We start from the raw sequence: 20,569 nt of genomic DNA, 5'->3' as shown, positions 1-20,569 counted from the left end.
GTTCGAGTGTCGTTCGATCCGCGGGTTCCCGCCCGCGGCGGAAAAGGAAACCAGGTGACCCGTCGCGACAAGCGTCCCCGCAAGGGCGGCGACGCGGCGGATCCGCGTCCGGCGGGCGGCCGCTGGCGGTTGCGGAACTGGCGCCTCGGCACGAAGCTCTTCGCCGTCCTCCTCATCCCGGCGCTGGCCGTGATCGCGCTGGTCGGCCTGCGGATCAGTTCCGACCTGCGTGACGCCCGGCAGCTGGCCGAGTTCGCGACCCGCGGCCGCGTCGACAGCACCGTCGCCGAAGCCTTGCACGAGCTGCAGCGCGAGCGCGACCTCACCGTCCGGTTCGTCGCCCAGAACCGGCAGGGCGACACCGCGGACCTCACCGCCCAGCGCACCCGCGTCGACAAGGGCATCGGCACGTTCGAGCGGACGCTCGCGGAAAGCAAGCCGCGGCTCGACGCGAAGGCCGCGGAAAGCCTGCAGCAGACCGACGACCGGCTGCGCGTGCTCGGCGGCCTCCGGTTCTCCGCGGAGCATTCGGCGTTCCCCGCCGACGCCGTGCTGCGCTCCTACAGCGAGCTGATCTCCGGCCTGCTCGACATCAGCGACTCCGCCGCCGCCGACGTCTCCGACCCGGAGCTCGCGCGGATGCGGCTGGCGGGCAACGCACTCGCCCGGATCAAGGACCAGATGTCGGTCAAGCGGGCGGTGATGGCCGAGGCGCTCGCGGCGGGCTCCCTCAACCGCGACCGCACGCGCGCGCTGCTCGGCGCGGAAGCCGAACTGGCCGCCGCGCGCAGCGACTACCGCACCTTCGCCACCCCCGACCAGCAGCGGATGTTCGACGACACGGTGATCGGCCTGGTCGTCGACATCGGCAACGACATGGTCGAATCCGCGCTCACCCGCACCGAAAACGGCCAGAACCTCTCGGGCCTCGACCCGAACCAGTGGGACACCTCGGCCACGCACACGGTGAACCTCGCCCACCAGGTGCAGCAGGCACTGCTGGTCCAGTTGCAGGAACGCACCGACACCCTGGCGGCGCAGGCGCGCACGGCCGCGCTGTGGGACGGCGGTGTGGTCCTCGGCGTCCTGCTCGTCGCGGGCGTGCTGTCGGTGGTCATCGCCCGGTCGTTGTTGCGTCCCTTGCGGATCCTGCGCCGGACGGCCCTCGAAGTGGCCGAACACCGGTTGCCCGCGGCCGTGCAGAACCTGCTCACCGACCCCGAACCCGCGCCCGAGAACCTGCGGAAACGGCTCGCCGTCGCGCCCGTGCCGGTGTTCACCCGCGAAGAGCTCGGCCAGGTGGCGCGCGCGTTCGACGCGGTGCACGGCGAGGCCGTCCGGCTCGCCGGCGAACAGGCCATGCTGCGCGAGAACGTCAACGCGATGTTCGTCAACCTCTCGCAGCGCAGCCAGGACCTCGTCGAGCGGCAGTTGACGGTGCTCGACCGGATGGAGGCCGACGAGCAGGACCCGGACACCCTCGCGGGGCTGTTCGAACTCGACCACCTCGCGACCCGGATGCGGCGCAACAGCGAAAACCTGCTGGTGCTCTCCGGTCAGGACTCCGCACGGGAGGACGCCGGACCGGTGCCGGCCGACGAGATCATCGGCGCCGCGCTTTCGGAGGTCGAGCACTACCAGCGGATCGAGCTCGGCCCGGCCCCGCAGGTCGCGGTCCGCGGCGAGGCCGTCAATGACCTCGTGCACGTCGTCTCCGAGCTGCTGGAGAACGCGACCCGCTACTCCGGCGACGAGATGGTCACCGTCGCGAGCGCCGAAACCCACGACGGCGACTGGCAGATCGAGATCGTCGACCACGGCGCCGGCATGCCGCAGGCGGAGATCGACCGCACCAACACCCGGCTCGCGCACCCGCCGGACGTCGACGTCGAGGTGTCGCGGCGGATGGGCCTGTTCGTCGTCGCCACGCTGGCCAGGCGCCACCACATCGACGTCAGCCTGAGCGCCGGCGAGGAGTCCGGGCTGGTCGCGACCGTGCTGGTGCCCGCGGCCCTGATCGTCGAGCTGCCGCCGATGCCGGCGCCGCCTCCGCCCGCCGAGCCTGCCGCGGCCCCGGAACCGGAGCTGCTGGCGCCGCTCGCCCCGCTCGCGCCGCCGGAACCCGAGCCGGAGCCGGAGCCGGAAGAGCTGACGCCGCCGTCGATCGAGGCCGGCCCGCCGCGCCGGGCCCCGGTGGTCGCCCGCGAGCAGGCGCCGGAGTGGCCGACCGTTGACGAAGAGGCCCACCTGGACCTCGACGCCCCCACCGAGCGGATGCCCGCCTACCGCGACGTCCTGTCCCGGTGGTTCGACGCTTCCGCCGCGCCCGAGCAGCCGCGCAAGCCCGCGGAGCCGCGTCCGGTCGCCGAGGCGCCCCGGCCCGTCGATGCCCAGCCGCGGCACGCGCTCGCCGGGCCGCCGCCCCCGCCACCCGCCCCCACCCCAGGGGCACTTTCACGTGAAAGTGCCCCTCCCGTCGAGGCGCCACTTTCGCGTGAAAGTGGCGGGGCCGGCCCGGACGACGAAGACACCGAACCGCGGCTGACGCCGGTCGCGCCGCCCGCCGCGATCGAGCCCGCGTACGAATGGCCCACCCCGGCTGAACTGGAGCAGGAGGACGGCGCGGAGGACACCTGGCCGTTCCTGCAGCCGCTGGATTCCGCGGCCAGCCCGGGAGCGGTGCCGGAACAGCGGCCGATACTCTCTCTTTCCCCGGAAGCGGTACGCGAGCGGATGACGAGCCTTCAAGGCGGCTTCCGGCGAGGGCGGCACGCGAGGGGAGACGACACCCGGAACCAGTGAAACGGATGAGGCATGAGCTCGAAGACGCCCCTGCTGGAAGTGATCGCGCTGGACGCGGCGGACGCCGAAGGCGCGCAGGCGGGCGGGGCCGACCGCCTCGAACTGGTTGCGGACATGGCGCAGGACGGCCTGACGCCCTCGCTCGAAACCCTGCGTGACGTGCTCTCGGCGACCGACCTCCCGGTGCGGGTCATGGTGCGGGACAACGGTTCCTTCGCCGTCGGCGACCTGGAAGGGCTGCGCGCCGACACCGCCCGGCTGATCGACGCGGGTGCGCGGGAGTTCGTCTTCGGGTTCCTCACGGTGGACAGCGAAATCGACCTCGACGCCTGCGAGGCGCTGATCAAGGAGATCGACGGCCTGCCGTGGACGTTCCACCGCGCCATCGACCGCACGCGCGATCCGTTGCGCGCGTACGACCAGCTGGCGTCCCTCGGCTGTGACACCGTGCTCGCGGCCGGTCACCCGAACGGCGTGGCCAGCGGCCTTTCGGTGCTGCAGCGGCTCGCGCAGCGCGACGGCGGTCCGGAACTGCTCGTCGGCGGCGGCCTGCGCGCCCAGCAGGTGCACCTCCTGCGCGCGGGCGGGGTGCGCGGGTTCCACGTCGGGAGCGCCGTGCGGCCCGGCGGCTGGCAGGCGCCGGTGGACGCCGCAACCGTGCGCACCTGGGTCGATCTCGTCAAATCCTGATCGGGTGTCCGAATTTCACGGAGAATCGGCGGGGTAGAACGATTTCCGCCGATGTTTTCGCGTGCTTGCGCCATTCGTGTTCCGCACGTGAAATTGCATCCACCGCGTGCAGTGTCGGGTTCGGGTCTGCGCGTGCGGCTGCACGAGCAATTCCAGCTTTGACCTGGTTGGTGGCTGATTTTCCGGCGATCCACTGGCTACGGTGGTCCCGCATTTCGCGATCCGGCCGATCTTCAGGAATCGATCTGCAGTGCGGGAGGCGGCGCCGTGTGCGCGCGTATTCAGTTCGAGAACTCGTTGCGTGGACAGCAGGAAACCAGGACGTCGACCATCAGGTGGATTTCCGCCACCTGGGGTCGCTTGATTCCCCGCGGATGCCGTCCGGGTGCGGCCGTGGCCGGACGGAAGGCCGAATCGTGACCGGCGCGATACCGCGCCAACGCGGAACCGAAACCTTCGAAGACGATTTCGCGAAACTGGGGCTCGGCGGCTCCCTCGCCCTGACCGGGCTGCTGGCCGTCGTCAAGATCGCGGAAACCGCCACGGGCGTGGTGCTGACCGCCACCGGGGTGCTGCCCGGTGCCAGTCCCTCGAAGGAGCGGGCTCCGGCCTGGCCCGGCGGGGAATGAGCGGAGCTGCCCGATCGGCAGCTCTCTACGGACGGAGGGCTGCCATGACCGGCAGTGACGGGCAGGACGAACGGAGCGGTACGCGCGTGGGCCTCGCCGACGTGCGGCAGCTCGAGGACAGCATCGCCGAGCTCAGGGTGCTGGACTACCGGTACGGCGGCGGGTCGTGCCGGGCAGCCGTGGAATCGCGGCTGCCCGCAGCCGTGGCCCTGCTGGACGGCGAGGCGAAGACTGTCGTCCGGGCGAGGCTCTACACCGCCGTCGCCGACCTGTACAACCTGGCCGGCTGGACCAATTTCGACCAGGACCGCCCGGGTGCCGCGCTGGAGGCGTTCGCGCGGGCGCTGGAACTGGCCATCGAAGCGGGCAACGACGACCTCCAGGCCAACATCCGTTACCGCGTCGGGCGGCTGCATCTGCACTACGGCGCGGTCGACGCGGCGCTGCTGGAGTTCGCGCGGGGCCGGGAGGCGGCGGTTTCGGCGCATTCCAAGCTGGCCCAGGCGATCCTGTCGGCCAACCAGGCGTGGGCGCACGCCAAGAAGGCCGACGTCACCGGCGCGCTGACCTACCTGCGTTGCGCCCGGCAGGAGTTCGCGGAGGCCGAGGGACGCACACCGTCGCCGTGGGCGGCGTTCTTCGGGGCCCCGGACATGGCCGCGATGGTCGGAACGGTGCACGGTGAACTGGCGCAGGTGGTCGACACCCGCCACGGCCGCGACGGCATCCCGGCGCTCGTCGACGCGATCGGGGGTTATCCCCGCGGCATGACACGCAGCCGCTCGCTGACCCTGATCTGGCTGGCCACCGTGCACGCCCTGGACGGCGATCTCGACATCGCCGTCGCGGTCGGTGAGGAGGCGGTCGAGCTGGCCGGCGGACTGCGGTCGCCGCGGGTGCGGCAGCGGCTGCACTCGCTGGCGGGTGCCGCCCGGCGGTTCTCCGGCAACGCGGACGCGCGGGCGATCATCGAACGCGTCGAAATGGTCGGGCATTCCGGACAATAATCGGTTTCTCATGGGAAGGTAAACCGGCCGGAAAATGAAAATGGGATCCGCCGAAGCCCAGACAAAAGTAGGTTCCTCGGCGTGATCACGGCTTCTTATGCTTCTCGGCAACCTGCGGCGAGCATTCCGCGCAGGCCCGGTCCCCACCGCCGAGAGGAAATTCCCCATGCGCTTGCGCAAGCTCGTCGCGGCCGCTGTGCCGCTGCCTGCGTTGCTCGGCCTCGCCGTGGCCGTCCCGGCCGCCGCAGCGTCGGAACCCCTGGTCACGCTGGCTGACAACACCGCGCCGCTGATCAACAGCGCCCGCACCGGCGACGTCGCGCCCGACCGCCCGATCACCGCCGCGCTCTCCCTGAAACTGCACAACCAGCAGGCGCTCGAAAAATTTCTCTCCGACGTCCAGAATCCGGCGTCCCCGCAATACCACCGGTTCCTGACCCCGGCGCAGTTCAATGCCAGGTTCGGTCCGACCCAGGCGGACGTCGACAAGGCCGTCTCATTTCTCGGGAAAGCCGGGCTGACCGGGATCGAGGTTTCGGGCAACCGGCAGGCCGTCACGTTCACCGGCTCGGCGGCGCAGCTCGAGTCGGCTTTCCGGACCCGGATCGGGACCTACCACGACCAGGCGTCCGGGCGGGACTTCTTCGCCAACGACACGCTCCCGGCCGTGCCGGCGAGTGTCTCGGACGTCGTGGGTGGTGTCGTCGGCCTCGACGACCACGCGGTGCGGACGCATTCGTCGAAGCCGCTCGCCCAGCCCAACGTCGTCAAGTCCGTCACCCCGCCGGTGCTCAAGACCGCGTACGGCAGCAGTGGCCTGTCGGCGACCGGCAGCGGCGTGAACGTCGGGTTCGTCGAGTTCGACGGCTACCAGAAGGCCAACATCACCAAGTACGACAGCACGTACGGCCTGTCCGCGGGCTCGGTGACGACGGTCGGCGTCAGCGGCGCGAACTACGACTCCTCCCCGGGCGACGGCCAGATCGAGGTCGAGCTCGACATCGAGGTCGTGCACGCGCTGGCCGCCGCGGCCAACGACTACGTCTACGAGGCGCCTAACTCGAGCGCGGGTGAACTGGCGATGTACCAGAAGATCGCGTCCGACGCGAAGGTCAGCGTCGTCTCGATTTCCTGGGGCGCCTGCGAATCCGCCGAAGGGTCGAGCGCGGCGAAGAGCGTGAGCAGCGCGATCGCCACGGGTACCGCGGAGGGCATTTCCTACTTCGCGGCGGCGGGCGACGACGGCACGACCGACTGCTACCGCCAGACGGGTTCGGCGGCACGCGGCGTGGACTTCCCGGCGTCGAGCCCGAACGTGTCGGGCGTCGGCGGCACGAAGCTGAGCGTGACGTCGTCCAACGGCTACAGCAGTGAAGTGGTCTGGAACGACGGCAACAGCGGCGGCTCGACCGGCGGCGGCATCTCGACGGTGTTCACGGCGCCGTCGTGGCAGTCCTCGCAGAGCACGACGTACCGCAAGGTGCCGGACGTGTCGGCGGACGCCTCGCCGACGTCGGGCTACTACATCTACAGCGCGGGCAGCTGGGGAACGGTCGGTGGCACGTCGGGCGCGGCCCCGCTGTGGGCGGCCTTCGCGGCCCTGCAGAACCAGGTGCACGGCGGAAGCCTGGGCAACCTGAACCCGAAGTTCTACTCGATCGGCAACGGGTCTTCGTACGGGACGGGGTTCCACGACGTGACGTCGGGCAACAACACCCTCCACGGGACCACCGGGTTCAGCGCCGGGACGGGCTACGACCAGGTGACGGGCTGGGGTTCCTTCAAGGCGGCGGGTCTGTCCGGCCTGATCGGCTGAGTGGGTCGGGAGCCGGGGCTGTCGCGAGTTTGCGACAGCCCCGGTTTCCCGGTTTTGTCGGTGGCCGATGACACAATGTGTGAATGGCAACACTGGTAGCGACACCGAGGTCCCGCGCGCTGGGCTTCGGCCTCCGGACGGCGAGGGAGGCGAGGAAGCTGGGCGTGCGCGAACTCGCGCGCCTGGTGGGGATGGTGGCGCAGGATCTTTCGCATTGGGAGAGCGGGACCAGGGTGCCCAAGATCGAGCAGGTGGCGCTGCTGCTCGGGGCGCTGCGGGTGGAACCGGTGGAGCGGAAGAGGTTGCTGGAGCTGGCGAGGAACGCCCGGGAGCCCAATTGGCTGGAGCGGACGGTGCCCGGCATCTCGCCCGCGGTATCGACCTACGCCGAGTACGAGCGCTCGGCTACGGAGATGGTGAACTGGGAACCGTTCGTGGTGCCCGGTCTGCTGCAGACGCCCGGCTACGCCGAGGCGATCCTGGCCGCCAACCGGCTTCCGCCCGGGGTGATCGAGCAGCAGGTCGCGATCCGGTTGCGGCGGCGGGAGGTGCTCACCCGGCGCAATCCGTTGGTGCTCAAGCTCTTCCTCGGCGAAGAAGCTTTCCGCCAGCGCATCGCCGAGCCCGCGGTGCTGGCCGAGCAGTTCCGGTGGTTGTTGCGCGCGGCGCAGCCGCGCAACGTCACCATCCGGGTGGTGCCGGCCGGCGCGGGGTACCACCCGGGGCTGTACGGGCACTTCGTGATCTTCGACTTCGCCGACCTGCCGTCCGTGGTGCACATCGAGCACATCCGCGGGAGCGCCCATGTCTACGATGGGGACCACGTGGCCGCCTACCGCGCGGCGGTGGAAGCCATGTCGGTCCTGGCGCTGAGCGAGCAGGAATCCCTCGCGCTCATCCAGGGGGTGATCACCGAACTGGAGTGAGATGCGCGAGTGGCGGAAGTCGAGCTACACCGACGAGACCAACTGCGTGGAGGTGCGGCTCGGGCCGGTGTCACAGATCCGCGACACCAAGGACCGTTCGGGCGGCACCCTGACCGTCAGTTCGGCCGCTTGGGGGGCTTTCCTTCGCAAGGCTAAGCGTTAACCTGTCCGCATGATCAAGCGCACGGTGCTGGACGCCACCCGCGAACTCCTCCGCGAACTCGGCCTCACCACGGTGTTCGGCAACCCCGGCACCACCGAGGTGCCGTTCCTCACCGACTGGCCCGACGACTTCGACTACGTCCTCGGCCTGCAGGAATCCGCCGTCGTGGCGATGGCCGATGCCTACGCTCAAGCCACCCGGCAAGCCGTGCTCGTCAACCTGCACTCCGCCGGCGGCGTCGGGCACGGCCTCGGCAGCCTGTTCAACGCCTACCGCAACCGGACGCCGATGATCGTCGTCGCGGGGCAGCAGATCCGGTCGCTCATGCCGCACGAGCCGTTCCTCGGGGCCATGGAAGCGCCGGAATTCCCGAAGCCGTACGTGAAGTGGTCGATCGAGCCCGCCTCCGCCGAAGACGTCCCGGCCGCGCTCGCGCGGGCCTATCACGTCGCGACGCAGGCGCCGTCCGGGCCGGTTTTCGTGTCCGTTCCCGCCGATGACTGGTCCGCCGCCACCGAACGGCCCATCGTCTCGCGCCCGCGGATCCGTGGCTTCGCGCCCGATCCCGAGGCCGTCGACGAGCTCAACGCCGCCCTGGAAGCCGCCCGGCGACCCGCGATCGTCGTCGGGGGCGCGGTCGACCAGGACGGGGCCGTCGTCGAAACCGTCGCCCTCGCCGAACGGCTCAACGCCGCCGTGTGGGTCGCGCCGATGTCCTTCCGGTGCTCGTTCCCCGAAGACCACCCGCTGTTCCAAGGGTTCCTCGACCCCGAACGCGGGGCCGTCGCCGACACGCTGGCGCCGTACGACCTCGTCGTCGTGCTCGGGGCGCCCGCCTTCACCTACCACGTCGACCGCGGGCGCGGGGAAGCTCCGCTGCCGCCGCTGTTCATCCTCAGCGACGACGAACAGGTCCTCGCGCGGGCCTTCGAGGGCACCGGCATCCGCGCCACGCCGAAGCTGGGCATCCGCGCGCTGCTCAACGTCGTCGAGCGCAGCGCCCGCCCCGCGCCCGCTCCGCGGCAGCGTCCCGCGAAGCCGGCCGGCGACGCACTGACCGCCGAGTTCGTCTACTCGGCACTCGCGGATTTGTTGCCGGACAACGCTTTGGTCGTCGAAGAAGCGCCCAGCCACCGCGGGATCCTGCACGACCACCTGCCGATCACAGCCACCGACACCGGCTTCCTGACGATGGCCAGCGGCACGCTCGGCTACGGCGTCCCCGGCGTGGTCGGCGCGGCACTGGCCCGGCCGGACCGCAAGGTCGTCGGCGTGATCGGCGACGGCTCGAGCATGTACGGCATCCAGGCGCTCTGGACGGCGGCGCGCGAAGAACTGCCGGCGACGTTCGTGATCCTGGACAACTCCGAGTACGCGGCGGTCCGCATCCTCGGTGACGCGATCGGCGGCGCCAAGCTCCCGGGCACCGAACTGGGCGGCATCGGTTTCGCGGCGCTGGCGGAAAGCATGGGCTGCCACGGCGTGACGATCACCGAGCCCGCCGACCTGGTCCCCGGCCTCACCGCGGCCCTGGCCGACCCGCGCCCGACGCTCGTCCACGTCCGCGTGGCAACGTCGTCCAAGTCCCTGTACTGACGGCTCGTGAGTGAGAAACAGTGTTCTAACACTGTTTCTCACTGATGAGGCTTAGCTGCGGGTCTTGGTCTCGGCGGTGTCCGAGGTGACGTCCGAAGCTCGCTCGGCCAGCTCCCACTCCGCGGCGTCGGACGCGGCCGTGGCGGCCTCCACCGGCGTCCCGCCGTGCAGCAGCCGCGCCACTTCGCCGCGCAGGGTCACGAACTCCGCCGACTCACGGGTCGTGATCTGGTCGCGCGCCGCGGGCAGGCCCACCGGCAGGTCCGCCACGATCGACGCCGGTGACTTGGACAGCACCAGCACGCGGTCGGACAGGTACACGCTCTCGTCGATGTCGTGGGTGACGACCAGGATCGTGCTGCCCTGCTCCCGCTGCACGCGCCGGGTGAGGTCCTCGAGCTCGAAGCGCGTCTGGGCGTCGACGGACGCGAACGGCTCGTCCATCAGCAGCAGCGCCGGGCGGCTGGCCAGCGCGCGGGCGATCGACACCCGCTGCTGCATGCCGCCGGACAGCTGCCACGGGTACTTGCCGCCGACGCCGGACAGGCCGACCTGCTCGAGCGCTTCGGCCGCCCGCGCACGCCGTTCCGCGCGGGAGATCGGCCGCCACCGCAACGGGAACTCGACGTTCTTCTGCACCGAAAGCCAGGGGAACAGCGACCGGCTGTAGTCCTGGAACACGACGGCGAGGTCGTCCGGGACGCCGGAGACGCGGTCGCCGTGCAGGCTGACCGTGCCGTCGGTCGCCCGCGTCAGCCCGGCGATGCAGCGCAGCAGCGTCGACTTCCCGCACCCCGACGGGCCGACGATGCTGGCCAGCTGCCCGGCTTCGACGGTGAACGAAAGGTTGTTCACCGCGGTGTGCGCTTTCGCGCCGGTGCCGTAGGTGTGGCTGAGGCCGGACACTTCGAGCATGGTGGACATGGGAGAGGCCTTTCGAAGCGTCAGTCGCGGCCGAGGCGGGTCGGCTGCCAGGCCAGCACCCGCCGCTCCGCGGCCAGGAAAATCGTGTTGAAGACGTAGCCGAGGATGCCGAGCAGCACCAGCCACGACCACATGGTCGGGAATTCGAAGTCCTGCTGGGCGTTCAGCAGCGACCGGCCGATGCCGTTGTACGCGCCGACGAGCTCGGAGACGACCATCAGCAGCAGCGAGATCGACAGGCTGACCCGCAGCCCGGCGAAGATCTTCGGGGCCGCCGCCGGCAGCACGACCATGCCGATCCAGTACGCCTTGGGCGTGCGGAACGACCGCGCCGTCTCCACCTTCACCTGGTCGACCGAGCGGACGCCGTCGACCGCGTTGAGCAGCACCGGCCACACCACGCCGAAGATGATCGACCCGACCTGCATGCCCGAGCTCAGCCCGAACAGCACCGCGAACACCGGGATCAGCGTCGGCGGCGGGATCGAACGGAAGAACGCGAACAGCGGGCCGACGTAGTCCATCGCCGTCGCGGACCGGCCGAGCAGCACGCCGAGGACGATACCGACGACCGCGGCCAGCGCCCAGCCGCCGAGTGTCCGGGCGAGGCTGGGGAACACGTTGTCGAAGACGGCGTCGGTGAGGAACAGGTGCGACGCGGGGCCGGTGAACCACAGCTTCGCCGCGGTGACCGCGATCTCCGTCGGCGGCGGGAAGAACTTGCTGCCGCCGGCCCGGGCGGCGAACTCCCATCCGACCACGAGGATCGCGAACAGCAGCCAGTTGCGCAGGACCGCGGCGGCACCGCGCGCCGCGCGCCTGCCCACCCGGCCGGAAAGGGTTGCCGCCGTCACGCGATCGCCTCCCGGTCGACGGTGCTCCACCGGAACAGCCGCTTGCCGAGCTGTTCGAGCCCCTCGTTGATCAGGTAGCCCAGCGTCCCGGCGACCACCGTGCCGGCCAGGACCAGGTCGAACCGAACCGAACCGGTGCTGGCGACGATGATGAAGCTGCCGAGCCCGAGCTGGGAACCGGCCAGGAACTCGACGCTCACGACGGCGATCAGCGAGATGGTCGCCGACAGCCGGACGCCGGTGAAGACGAACGGCGCGGTCTGCGGCAGCGCCACCGACGACAGGATGCGGAACCGGCTGGTCCCGCACGCGCGGGCGGTCTCCATCAGCACCGGGTCGATCTCGCCCATGCCGTAGATCGTGTTGAACATGATCGGCCACAGCGAGGCGTAGACGGCGAGCATGATCTTCGCGTCGGGGCCGGAGCCGATCACCAGCAGCACCAGGGGAACGAGCGCGGTGATCGGGATCGGCCGGAGGAACTCCACGATCGCGGCGGTGGCCGTCCGCAACGCCGGGACGCTGCCCAGCAGCAGCCCGGCGGGTACACCGATGGCGATCGCGACGGCGATGGCGATCAGCCAGGCCAGCATCGTCGCGACGACGTCCCGGACGAACTCGGGGTCGCCCAGCAGGTCCCACACGGTGACCAGGACCACGCTCGGCGGCGGGGTGAACGTTTTACTGACCAGGCCGACCTGGACGACGACCTCCCAGAGCAGGAGGAAGCCGACCAGGCCGGCCAGGCCGCGGAGCAGTTTCTTCACGTCAGGAAGGTTCTCAGTTGGTCGCCTGCGGGGCGATCATCGGCGCGGCGTCGACCTTGCTGGTGATGACGCCCATCTGCAGCAGCAGGTCGGGCACCCGCTGCAGGCGCCGGGCGTCCAGGACGGAGCCGTAGCCGGGCAGGGTGAGCAGCTTGGCCGTGTCTTCGTCGATCTTCGCGTACTTGACCAGCAGCGGTTCGACCTTCGAGCGGTCGTTGATCGCGTCGCTGGTGGCCTTCTTCATCGCCCGCTGGAAGGCCGCGAGGGTCTTCGGGTTCGCCTGCACCCACTTCGTCGCCGAGCCGTAACCGGTCAGCGGGAAGTCCTGGCTGGCGCCGGTGTTGATGTCGATGACCGGCGTCGCACCGACGGTCTTCGCCGCCTGCGTGAGCATCGGCTCCGGCATGTAGGCCGCGTCGACCTGGTTGTCCTTCAGCGCCGCCGCCATGTTCGGCAGCGGGATGAGGGTCCACTTGACCCCGCTGAAGTCGACGCCGTGGTCCTTCATGACGGACTTGGTGAGAATGTCGGACGCGGTGTTCATCGCCGTGATCGCGATCCGCTTGTCCTTCAGGTCGTTGACCGTCTTCACCGACGAGTTCGGCACCGTGACGATCGCGTTGCTCTTCGCGTTCACCGACGTGCCGTCGGCGACCAGAGTGACGTCCGCGGCGCCCTTGCTCTTGGCGACGAAGAACGGCGTGTAGGTCGAGAGGGCGATGTCGGCCTCGCCGGAGATCGCCTTCTGCATCGACTCCTGGCCGCTCTTGGCGACGATCTGCTCGACCTCGAGACCTTCGGCCTTGAAGTAGCCGCCGTCCTGGGCCAGCCAGAACGGGCCGAGGTCCGTGGTCGGCATGATCGAGACCTTGATCTTCGACTTCTCCAGGCCGCCCCCGTTCGACGAGGCGTTCGAGTCGTCCGAGCCGAGCGCACTGCAGCCGGTGAGGGCCGTGGCGGCTGCGACCGTGAGGGCGAGCCCGAGCGCGGCGCGGCGAGTGCGAACCCGGCCACTGCTCATGGCGTTTCCAAGCAAGGCCTGCTCCTTGAAGAAAGTGACGGTTGGGGAACCGATTTCAGTGGAAGTGCGTGACTCATTCTCGGGAGTCACGCGGGCCACTGTAGAGAACGTGACAGCTTGCTCACAATGGGTGGAATGACTACCTGACCGAGTGGCGCACGTCACTCTTTCGGCCTCTGGTCTAGACCCACTGCTCCACTCGCCGTAGCCGTTCACCCAGCGTAGGGTGAGGTTCCTGAATCAGCGATGACTGCTGTGCGTCGACTGAGCGAACGCTGTGCAAGATTGAGCGGGTCCTGTCGGGAGGGTTACATCTTCCCCGGCCGTTCGCTACCCTCTGCACCTGCGGGGAGGTATCAACCTCCGATGTAGTGAGAGAGAGTGCCTGGATGGCCGATCAAGAAGTCCCACTTCGGTGTACCAGCACACACTGTGCTTTTCCTGAGAGAATCTTCCCCGCAAAGACCACTGCCTGGCCGGGCACAACCGCCGCGCCGGTGGGTTAGGCGACCAACAGACCGATGCAGGACCAGCGCAGGGACCCGACCGTGATGCTCGAGCTGAACCGATTCCGTCCGTCCGGACGGGGTTCAGGAACTCCCAGTGGCGACACTGGAGACGATCTTTTCACCCGTACGGGTAGCGTCTTGCGCTGGGCTCCTTCCGATGGGCCGGAGCGCCGGAACGCCGGGAGCGTGCAGACGAGTGGCTGAGGAGAACGCGATGCGCCCTGGCGGGCGCTGGACCGACCAGGGTTTCCCGAGCACGAACGATGATGGTGGAGCGGCGGTGCCGAACGAAGACGCCGCGGGGGTGGGAGGGGCCCCCGCGCAGTCGCCCGGAGCGGATCCGGGCCGGAAGGCCGGGCTGTTCTCCGGCATGCGCGACTGGCGGCTGCGGTCCAAGCTGGCCGCGGTCCTGATCATCCCGACGCTGACCGCCCTCGCGCTGGGCGCGGTGCGCGTGATCGACGACGCCCGCGAGGCGGCCGAGTTCCAGCGCACCGCCGACCAGGTGGCGTTCGCCGTCAAGGTCACCACAGTGGTGCACGAGCTGCAGAACGAACGCTCGCTGGCCGTCGCGCGGATCGCCTCGCAGAACCAGCTGCTGCAGACCGGGCTCGACTCGCAGATCGCCAAGGTCGACCGCGAGGTCCAGGACCTGCGCGCCGCGAAGCAGACCCTCGACTACGACGACCAGGCGACCAACGACCGCTACACCCGCGGTCTCCAGCGCCTCGACGCCCTGCGCCCGCTGCGGGCGGCGTTCAACACCCAGAACAGCCTGCCCGACATCACGGTGCTCACCGCCTACTCGGGCGTCATCGACTCGCTCATCGAACTCGGCCGCGAGGTGACCACCGCGGTCACCGACCGGGACGTGCTGCGCCTCGGCACGAGCACGCAGTCGATCAGCGAGGCCAAGGAGTTCACCACCCGCTCCGACGCCGAGCTGCAGATCGCCGCGTTCCGCGGCAGCTTCCCCGGCGACCTCCTGGACCAGACGCGCGCGTCGGCCTCCAGCGCGGACGCCTCCGTCGCGGCCTTCCTCGCGAACGCCGACGACGACCAGCGCCAGCTCTACAACGACACCTACTCCGGCCCGGAGGTCGACGACCGCCGCCGGATCCAGACGTCGGCGTTCTCCTTCGCCCAGCTGGGTGACCCGCCGAACATCGACACCACCGCGCTGGGCAAGGACAGCACCGTGTCGGCCGACAAGCTGCACGCGGTCGAGTCGAACCTGCTGGCCCAGCTCAAGACCCGCGCCGACGACCTGGCCACGCAGGCGGTCAACTCGGCGTGGATCGGCGGTGCCGTGGTGCTCGCCGCGCTGGCGCTCGCCGTCGCGCTGATGCTCGTCGTCGCCCGCCTGATGCTGCGCCCGCTGCGGGTGCTGCGGAAGAGCGCGCTGGACGTCGCCTACACCCGGCTGCCGGAAACCGTGCAGGCGATCCTGGACGACCCGGACCCGGTGGGCGCCTCCAAGAAGGCCGTCCAGCCGGTGCCCGTCACCTCCCGCGACGAGATCGGCGAGGTCGCGCGGTCGTTCGACATCGTCCACGAACAGGCCGTCAAGATGGCCGCCGAGCAGGCCCTCCTGCGCGAGAACGTCAACGGCATCTTCGTGAACCTCTCCCGCCGGTCGCAGCGGCTGGTGGAACGCCAGCTCGGCGTGATCGACCGGCTGGAAGCCGACGAGCAGGACCCGGACCACTTGGCCAGCCTGTTCGAGCTCGACCACCTCGCGACCCGGCTGCGGCGCAACGGTGAGTCCCTGCTGGTGCTCTCCGGCGCCGGCCTGGCCAAGTCCGTGCCCAAGCCGGTTCCCGCCGCCGACGTCATCGGCGCCGCGGTGTCCGAGATCGAGCAGTACGCCCGGATCGAGGTCGGCATCGTGCCCGACGTCGCGGTCCAGGGCCTGGCGATCCACGACCTCGTGCACGTCCTCGCCGAGCTGCTCGACAACGCGACCTACTTCTCCGAGCCGGAGACGAAGGTCATCGTGCGGGCCGTGGTGACCCGCCGGAAGGCGCTCGCCATCCAGGTCACCGACCACGGTGTCGGCATGAGCGAGGAGCGGCTGGCCGAGGTCAACGCGCGCCTGGCCGACCCGCCGGACCTGGACGTGTCGGTGACCCGGCGAATGGGCCTGTACGTGGTTTCGCGGCTGGCCAAGCGCCACGGCATCGAGGTCCGGCTGCGCGAGAACGAGGACATCGAGGGTGGCGTGATCGCCCGGGTCGTCGTCCCGGCCGAGCTGCTCACCCAGCTCCGCCCGGGCATGCAGCGGCAGACCCCGCCGCCGGCGAACCGGTCCGAGACGTCGATGTCGATGCCGAGCATCCCGCCGATCCCGGCCGCGCGCTCGGACTTCGACCAGACGCAGTCGTTCGCGCAGACGCCCCCGCCGCCGTCGAAGCCGACCCCGGCAGCACCTCCGCCTGCCCCCGAGCCGATCGCGAACCAGGGCGGCCTCGTGCCGCTCGACCAGCCGATCAGCCTGGACGACCTGGTCAGCGGCGGCCGTGCGGCAGGCCCGTTCCTGTCGCCGGAGCTGCCCAAACCGGAGACGCCGGCCTGGCCGACCGCCGAGGACCTGGCGCCGCTGACGCCGTCGTCGAACGGCGACGGGGCGAGCTCGCGGGCCGCCGACACGCAGTTCGCGCCGCTGGTGCTGCCGAAGCGCGAGCCGAAGTTCGTGCCGCCGGAGGAGCCGCCCCCGGCGCCCCCGCCCGCGAGCAACGAGGTCGGTTCGTCGGCGCTCGAAGACGATGTACCCACCCGGCGGTTGCCGATCTACCAGTCGGTGCTGTCACGCTGGTTCAGTGAGGGTGACGACTCGGCCGCCGACCCGGTGCCGCCGCAGAGCGAGGGCGAAGACCCCAACCTGCCGCCGCTCACCGGTGCCGACGAGCAGCCGCCCGCCGTGCCCGAGCCGGCCCGGGACGAGCTGCAGCCGACCGCCGCGACCCGGCACCCGCTGCTGCCCGCCGACGACGGCTGGCACAGCGCTTCCGACGACGGCTGGCAGGCGGCGCAGTCGCTGCTGGAGTCCAAGAACGAGGAGATCACCCCGGCCGGGCTGCCCAAGCGCGTCCCGAACGCCTACCTGGTGCCGGGGTCGATCAGCAGCCCTTCGGTCGACGCGCCGCCGCAGAACAGCTTCGCGGACAACACCGCGGGTATGCCCGGAACGGGTGCGATCACCCGCTCGGCGTCCGCGGCGCGGAGCCGGATGGCAAGCTTCCAGCGGGGCTACACCTCGGGACGGCACGCCTTGAAGGAACTCCCGGCCGAAAACAGGCTGGAAGGCAGCGGGGTTCCGGGGCGTGGCAACACCACAGACAGCAGTGAGGAGTGAAAGTGACACGGGCGGGTGCAATGCAGCCGGGTGGCTCCGCGCAGCCGAACGGCCAGGCGCATGCCAAGGCGAACAATGCCGGCAGCTTCGCTTGGCTGATCACGGATTTCGTGCACCGGGTGCCCGGCGCGGCCCACGCGGTCGTGGTGTCGGCCGACGGCCTGCTCCTGGCGGCCTCGCGAGGCCTGCCGAAGGACCGGGCGGACCAGCTGGCCGCGGTGGCGTCGGGGCTGACCAGCCTCGCGCGCGGCGCGGCCAAGGTGTTCGAGGGCGGCACGGTGGCGCAGACCGTGGTCGAGATGGCCAACGGTTTCCTCTTCCTCATGTCGGTTTCCGACGGTTCGTGTCTGGCGGTGCTGGGGTCGCCGGAGAGTGACATCGGCTTGGTCGTCTACGAGATGACCCTGCTGGTGGAGCGGGTCGGCCAGCAGCTGACTCCGGAGATGCGGGCCCAACTGCAGGGTGCGGCCGTCCGCCGCTGAGGACCTGGGAACCGAGGAGAGAGCCGTGGACGACGGGCGCTTGAGGGGTGATGGCCGGCTCGGTGACGACTTCTCCGGCGGGTGGTCCGACCAATCGGACGAAAACCGCGAGGACTGGCAGTCGTTCCGGGACCGCGTCGACCGCGAGTGGCGGGCGCGCCGGGTGCAGGCCTCCGACAGCGACCCCGTGCGGGAGCCGCCGAACTGGCTGACCGACAGCAACGCCGGGCAGGAACCGATCCGGCCGATCGCCGGCGGCACCGAGTACCGCGACCGCCTCCTCGGCGGTCCGGGCGCGGAGCTGTTCGGCGGCTCGAGCGGGCCGCTGTACGACGCGCGCGACTTCGCGGCGTACACGACCGAGCGTGACTTCGGCTCGGGGCCGGACTCCGGCGAGTTCGCCGCGGCGCTGCCGCGGCAGGCCAGCCAGGAGTACGTCGACGAGCCGCCGCCGACGGAGATGGAGACGTCCGGCCTGGTCCGGCCGTACTTCCGGACCCGGGGCCGGACGAAGGCGACGCTCGACCTGGCCATCGAGGCGTTGATCTCGACCAGCGAACAGGGCCGGATGCTCGACCGGGTCCGGGTGCCCGAGCACCGGTCGATCTGCGACCTGTGCCTCGACACCAGGTCGGTGGCCGAGGTGGCGGCGCTGCTGCGCCTGCCGCTCGGCGTGGTGCGGGTGTTGATTGGTGACGTGGCGGGCCTCGGGCTGGTGCTGGTGCACTCCAGCAGCCCGACCGTGGGCGACCGCCCGAGTATCGAGTTCATGGAAAGGGTGCTCAGTGGGCTTCGGAGAATTTGACTCCGACGCGAACGCGCCGCAGGTGACGGGTCCGACCTCGTCGGCCAAGATCGTGGTCGCCGGCGGGTTCGGTTCGGGGAAGACAACGCTGGTCGGGGCGATCTCCGAGATCGACCCGCTGACCACCGAGGCCATGATGACCGAGGCCAGCGTCGGGCACGACGACACCTCGGCCACGCCCAACAAGACCACCACCACCGTGGCGATGGACTTCGGGCGCATCTCGCTGGACTCGGACCTGGTGCTGTACGTGTTCGGCACGCCGGGTCAGCACCGGTTCTGGTTCATGTGGGACGACCTCGCGGTCGGCGCCATCGGCGCGGTCGTGCTGGTCGACACGCGGCGGCTGGCCGACGCGTTCCCGTCGATCGACTTCTTCGAGAACCGGAAGCTGCCCTACGTCGTGGCCATCAACTGCTTCGACCGGCTGCTGCACCACCAGATCGAGGACGTCCGGCACGCGCTCACCATCGCGCCGTCGGTCCCGATCATGGCGTGCGACGCGCGCGAGCGTGAATCCGCGAAGCAGGTGCTGATCTCGGTCGTCCAGCACGCGATCGCACACGATTCGGCGTTGCGCGCGGGATAGCCCATGACGCCCGATCCGGATGCGGCCGTTGGAGTGAACTCCGCGTGCTTCACCCAGTTCGGGGAGTGCGGTCACCGTCCGGAGGAGCAGCAGCCTGTCCGGTCCCTGGGCGTGGTGCCCGTGGAGCACCATGACCCGGCTTGACCTGCGCCGATATCCTAGGGGTACGAGCCGTGGGACGTCCCCCGGATGGGGGAGGTCGGCCGGGTTGCCGCGGAACTTCGCCGGGCCCGCACGTAGGGTGCGCAGCGGCCGGCCGGTGGCGGACTCGACACCACCGGCGGTGCGAATACGCTTTACCGTGGCGTCGCCGACCGGCCGTGCCGGGCGCTCCGGGGTGCGGCGGGCGACGCCGCACGAGCAAGGAGGAGCAGGAGTGACGGCTTCCGGCCAGGGTTCGTTCGGCTGGCTCATCACGGACTTCGTCCGCCGGGTACCCGGTGCCGCGCACGCCGTTCTGGTGTCCGCGGACGGGTTGCTGCTGGCGCCGTCGGAAGGGCTGCCCCAGGAACGCGCCGAACAGCTGTCGGCGGTCGCGTCCGGGCTGATCAGCCTGACGGCGGGGGCCGCGCGCTGTTTCGAAGCGGGCGGCGTCAACCAGACCGTGGTGGAGATGGAGCGCGGCTACTTGTTCCTGATGTCCGTTTCGGACGGTTCGTCGCTGGCCGTGCTGGCCGCGCCGACGTGCGACATCGGCACGGTCGCGTACGAGATGACCCTGCTCGTCGAGCGGGTCGGCCAGCAGATCACCCCCGAGCTGCGCGCCCAGCTGCAAGGCGGCGTGCGTGGGTAGGGCGAGATGAGGATTTCGGGATTCGACGATCCGGACTCCAGCGGCTGGGACGCCCTGCACCGCGGCACCGAGCGCGAGGGCTTCGATTCGCCCAGCAAGTTCGACATGTCGACGTTGTCGATGATCATGCCCAAGCGCAAGCCGTCGCGCCCGCAGCCGGACGCGCAGGGCTACACCGACGAGGACACCCGCGAGTGGGGCTCCTCGGCCGACGACGAGGACGATTACGCCGCTCCGGAGCCGGCGCCGGAGTTCGACGAGGAGCCCACGGGCCGCCGGGCCAGGCGCGCGCCGGAGCCCGGGGCTCTCCCGGGCAGGCGGTCGCGGGAGTACGCGGGCGATGACTTCGACCGGCGTGAGCCTGCGGGTTACCAGGGCGGGCGGTCGCCGGAGTACGCGGGCGATGACTACGACCGGCGTGAGCCCGCGGGTTATCAGGGCGGGCGGTCGCCGGAGTACGCCGCCGATGACCACGACCGCCGTGAGTCCGCGGGTTACCAGGGCGGGCGGTCGCCGGAGTACGCGGGCGATGACCACGATCGCCGTGAGCCCGGGGGCTACCAGGGCGGCCATCCGGGCTTCTCCGACGAGGAGCCCCCGCGCCCCGCGTTCGGTGGCTACCGAGGCCGCCGCGCGGCGGAGCAACCCCTCCCGGACCCCTTGAGCTTCGAGGGCACCCACTCGCCCGTCGTGGCCGAAGACGGTTACGACCCCGTCGAGCCGGAATGGCAGGACGGGGACCGGTTCGAGCCGGAACCCCCGCCGCTGGAGCCCGCGTGGACCCCGCCGCGCGGCGCCCGCCCTCCTGCGCCGCCGAGCCACCAGCGCCCGCCCGCACCCC

At 70.5% G+C, this 20,569-nt stretch carries 17 protein-coding genes and 1 pseudogene; 14 read left to right on the top strand and 4 right to left on the bottom strand.

From position 1 onward, the window contains the following. Positions 1 to 54: 54 nt before the first annotated feature. The 8 genes from IE317_RS18635 (at position 55) to mdlC (ending at position 9,629) form a co-directional block, all read left to right on the top strand. Positions 55 to 2,802 carry a sensor histidine kinase gene (locus IE317_RS18635; protein ID WP_191311725.1) on the top strand — a complete coding sequence of 916 codons (2,748 nt, stop codon included), beginning with the start codon at positions 55 to 57 and terminating at the stop codon, positions 2,800 to 2,802. A 12-nt stretch (positions 2,803 to 2,814) separates the two neighbouring features. Next, complete coding sequence (locus IE317_RS18630; protein ID WP_191311722.1) at positions 2,815 to 3,492, top strand: copper homeostasis protein CutC; 678 nt, start codon at positions 2,815 to 2,817, stop codon at positions 3,490 to 3,492. A gap of 416 nt (positions 3,493 to 3,908) precedes the next feature. Continuing rightward, a complete protein-coding gene (locus tag IE317_RS18625) occupies positions 3,909 to 4,121 on the top strand; it encodes a hypothetical protein (protein WP_191311719.1) in 213 nt (70 codons plus the stop codon). 44 nt (positions 4,122 to 4,165) lie between these two features. Continuing rightward, on the top strand, positions 4,166 to 5,128 hold the full coding sequence (locus tag IE317_RS18620) for a hypothetical protein (protein WP_191311717.1): 963 nt from the start codon (positions 4,166 to 4,168) through the stop codon (positions 5,126 to 5,128). A gap of 166 nt (positions 5,129 to 5,294) precedes the next feature. After that, entirely contained in the window at positions 5,295 to 6,944 is a 1,650-nt protein-coding gene (locus IE317_RS18615; protein ID WP_191311714.1) for a S53 family peptidase, read from the top strand. A gap of 83 nt (positions 6,945 to 7,027) precedes the next feature. Then, on the top strand, positions 7,028 to 7,870 hold the full coding sequence (locus IE317_RS18610; protein ID WP_191311711.1) for a helix-turn-helix domain-containing protein: 843 nt from the start codon (positions 7,028 to 7,030) through the stop codon (positions 7,868 to 7,870). 1 nt (position 7,871) lies between these two features. Then, on the top strand, positions 7,872 to 8,033 hold the full coding sequence (locus tag IE317_RS18605; protein WP_191311708.1) for a DUF397 domain-containing protein: 162 nt from the start codon (positions 7,872 to 7,874) through the stop codon (positions 8,031 to 8,033). Positions 8,034 to 8,042: 9 nt separating this feature from the next. Continuing rightward, positions 8,043 to 9,629 (top strand): benzoylformate decarboxylase, encoded by a 1,587-nt coding sequence (gene mdlC / locus IE317_RS18600; RefSeq protein WP_191311705.1) that lies wholly within the window; start codon positions 8,043 to 8,045, stop codon positions 9,627 to 9,629. A gap of 51 nt (positions 9,630 to 9,680) precedes the next feature. On the opposite strand, the gene IE317_RS18595 is transcribed toward mdlC, so the two are convergent. From IE317_RS18595 to IE317_RS18580, 4 genes are read right to left on the bottom strand one after another with little or no spacing between them, the layout of a single operon-like run. Then, complete coding sequence (locus IE317_RS18595; protein WP_191311703.1) at positions 9,681 to 10,553, bottom strand: ABC transporter ATP-binding protein; 873 nt, start codon at positions 10,551 to 10,553, stop codon at positions 9,681 to 9,683. A gap of 20 nt (positions 10,554 to 10,573) precedes the next feature. After that, on the bottom strand, positions 10,574 to 11,407 hold the full coding sequence (locus IE317_RS18590; RefSeq protein ID WP_191311700.1) for an ABC transporter permease: 834 nt from the start codon (positions 11,405 to 11,407) through the stop codon (positions 10,574 to 10,576). After that, positions 11,404 to 12,174, bottom strand: a complete 771-nt coding sequence (locus IE317_RS18585; protein WP_191311698.1) for an ABC transporter permease — start codon at positions 12,172 to 12,174, stop codon at positions 11,404 to 11,406. The genes IE317_RS18590 and IE317_RS18585 overlap by 4 nt, the downstream gene beginning before the upstream one ends. Before the next feature lie 13 nt (positions 12,175 to 12,187). Further along, a complete protein-coding gene (locus IE317_RS18580; RefSeq protein ID WP_191311695.1) occupies positions 12,188 to 13,195 on the bottom strand; it encodes an ABC transporter substrate-binding protein in 1,008 nt (335 codons plus the stop codon). A gap of 723 nt (positions 13,196 to 13,918) precedes the next feature. On the opposite strand from IE317_RS18580, the gene IE317_RS18575 reads away from it, so the two are divergent. From IE317_RS18575 to IE317_RS18550, 6 genes and pseudogenes are all read left to right on the top strand, one after another. Beyond that, entirely contained in the window at positions 13,919 to 17,059 is a 3,141-nt protein-coding gene (locus tag IE317_RS18575) for a sensor histidine kinase (RefSeq protein WP_191311692.1), read from the top strand. A 20-nt stretch (positions 17,060 to 17,079) separates the two neighbouring features. Continuing rightward, positions 17,080 to 17,541: a roadblock/LC7 domain-containing protein gene (locus tag IE317_RS18570; protein WP_003085376.1), complete on the top strand. Its 462-nt coding sequence runs from the start codon at positions 17,080 to 17,082 to the stop codon at positions 17,539 to 17,541. Positions 17,542 to 17,566: 25 nt separating this feature from the next. Further along, positions 17,567 to 18,346, top strand: a complete 780-nt coding sequence (locus tag IE317_RS18565) for a DUF742 domain-containing protein (RefSeq protein WP_191311690.1) — start codon at positions 17,567 to 17,569, stop codon at positions 18,344 to 18,346. Beyond that, complete coding sequence (locus IE317_RS18560; protein ID WP_043776338.1) at positions 18,327 to 18,935, top strand: GTP-binding protein; 609 nt, start codon at positions 18,327 to 18,329, stop codon at positions 18,933 to 18,935. The genes IE317_RS18565 and IE317_RS18560 overlap by 20 nt, the downstream gene beginning before the upstream one ends. A gap of 376 nt (positions 18,936 to 19,311) precedes the next feature. Further along, a complete protein-coding gene (locus IE317_RS18555) occupies positions 19,312 to 19,728 on the top strand; it encodes a roadblock/LC7 domain-containing protein (protein WP_043776340.1) in 417 nt (138 codons plus the stop codon). Positions 19,729 to 19,734: 6 nt separating this feature from the next. Then, a pseudogene (locus tag IE317_RS18550) lies at positions 19,735 to 20,569 on the top strand (DUF742 domain-containing protein); the annotation flags it as partial.

The organism is Amycolatopsis bullii, assembly GCF_014654205.1.
Classification (GTDB): Bacteria; Actinomycetota; Actinomycetes; order Mycobacteriales; family Pseudonocardiaceae; genus Amycolatopsis; species Amycolatopsis plumensis.
Note: the sequence above shows the minus strand (reverse complement) of the source record. Positions and strands in the feature narration are given on the sequence as shown.

Coding starts and splice junctions, on each gene's coding strand:
- IE317_RS18580 (WP_191311695.1), bottom strand. CDS start 13,195: ATGAGCAGTGGCCGGGTTCGCACTCGCCGCGCCGCGCTCGGGCTCGCC.
- IE317_RS18620 (WP_191311717.1), top strand. CDS start 4,166: ATGACCGGCAGTGACGGGCAGGACGAACGGAGCGGTACGCGCGTGGGC.
- IE317_RS18595 (WP_191311703.1), bottom strand. CDS start 10,553: ATGTCCACCATGCTCGAAGTGTCCGGCCTCAGCCACACCTACGGCACC.
- IE317_RS18605 (WP_191311708.1), top strand. CDS start 7,872: ATGCGCGAGTGGCGGAAGTCGAGCTACACCGACGAGACCAACTGCGTG.
- IE317_RS18615 (WP_191311714.1), top strand. CDS start 5,295: ATGCGCTTGCGCAAGCTCGTCGCGGCCGCTGTGCCGCTGCCTGCGTTG.
- IE317_RS18570 (WP_003085376.1), top strand. CDS start 17,080: ATGCAGCCGGGTGGCTCCGCGCAGCCGAACGGCCAGGCGCATGCCAAG.
- IE317_RS18575 (WP_191311692.1), top strand. CDS start 13,919: ATGCGCCCTGGCGGGCGCTGGACCGACCAGGGTTTCCCGAGCACGAAC.
- mdlC (WP_191311705.1), top strand. CDS start 8,043: ATGATCAAGCGCACGGTGCTGGACGCCACCCGCGAACTCCTCCGCGAA.
- IE317_RS18630 (WP_191311722.1), top strand. CDS start 2,815: ATGAGCTCGAAGACGCCCCTGCTGGAAGTGATCGCGCTGGACGCGGCG.
- IE317_RS18610 (WP_191311711.1), top strand. CDS start 7,028: ATGGCAACACTGGTAGCGACACCGAGGTCCCGCGCGCTGGGCTTCGGC.